Origin of the sequence: Pauljensenia sp. 20925_1_34, from assembly GCF_041432775.1 — a bacterium.
GTDB lineage: Bacteria > Actinomycetota > Actinomycetes > Actinomycetales > Actinomycetaceae > Pauljensenia.
The window spans coordinates 1-1,173 of the sequence record NZ_JAPWAG010000061.1 but is presented as its reverse complement, the minus strand read 5'-3'; the positions used below and the strand labels follow the sequence as shown (position 1 = coordinate 1,173).

Sequence of the window (1,173 nt, the reverse complement as noted above, 5' to 3'; positions counted from 1 at the left end):
GAGAGTGTCTTAGGCCGGATTGGAGGTTTGGGATGTCTGGTCAGCGTAAGTATTCGATGGAGTTGCGTGAGCGTGCGACGCGTATGGCGTTGGAGGCTCGTGCTGATCCCGAGCGGCGTAGGGGTGCTATTAAGCGCATTGGCGGCCAGTTGGGGGTCAATCCTGAGGCGCTGCGTACGTGGGTGCGTGCCGTGGAGCAGGGCGGGCGCAATGAGCGCGGCGAGATCAGTGATCAAGAGGCCCGCATCCGGGCGCTGGAAGCTGAAAACCGTGAACTGCGCCGAGCCAATGAGATCTTGAAGGCGGCGTCAGCTTTTTTCGGGGCGGAGCTCGACCGCCTCGGACGCTAGTCTACGATTTCATCGAGGCCAACCGGCATCGGTGGGGAGTCGAGCCGATCTGCACTGCTTTAACCCAGTATGGGGTGCGGGTTGCTCCCAGTGCCTATTACGCCGCTCGGGCGCGCCCCTTGTCGGCGCGCAGTGCGCGCGACGAGGCGCTCACAGACGTGATCAGACGCGTGTGGGAGGAGAACTACTGCGTGTTCGGGGTGCGCAAAATGCACGCCTTCCTCAACACTCACGAGTTGGGCGTGGGGCACGTGGCGCGCTGCACGGTTGAGCGCTTGATGCGGCGTATGGGCATTCGTGGCGTGAGTCGGCGCCGGACCCGCCATGTCACGGCCTCAGCACCGCGCCATGCATGCCCCTTGGACCTGGTCAATCGGCATTTCGGGGCACATGACCTCAACGAGTTGTGGGTCGCAGACATCACCTACGTGCCAACCCAGGCTGGCTGGGTCTACGTCGCTTTCGTTACCGACGTGTGCTCTCGTAAAATCCTGGGGTGGAAAGTCGCGTCCTCGCTGCGTACTGACCTGGCCCTGGACGCATTGAACATGGCGATCTGCCAGCGACGCCGCGAAAACATAGACACTCGAGGGCTTGTGCACCACTCCGATCGGGGCGTGCAATACCGCGATGTGCGCTACGGACAGGCACTAGCCCAATGCAAGGCCATAGCCTCAGTAGGATCCACCGGCGACTCCTACGACAACGCCCTAGCCGAAGCGTTGAACTCCTTGTACAAAGCTGAACTCATCTACAACACAGCACGTCCGGGCTACACAGGTCCATGGCGCGACCAACGCGAAGTCGAACGCGAAACCTCAGC

Annotated in this window: 2 protein-coding genes and 1 other annotated feature; both genes read left to right on the top strand. The window is 61.8% G+C overall.

The genetic code is table 11. From position 1 onward, the window contains the following. A partial coding sequence (locus O3669_RS10850) for a transposase (RefSeq protein WP_371524863.1) occupies positions 1-350 on the top strand: 350 nt, incomplete at its 5' end. After that, positions 311-439: a sequence feature (AL1L pseudoknot), on the top strand. Its footprint overlaps the gene before it by 40 nt. Then, positions 362-1,173 (top strand): IS3 family transposase (locus O3669_RS10845; RefSeq protein WP_371524865.1); only part of this gene is annotated, 812 nt, incomplete at its 3' end. (Overlaps the previous feature by 78 nt.)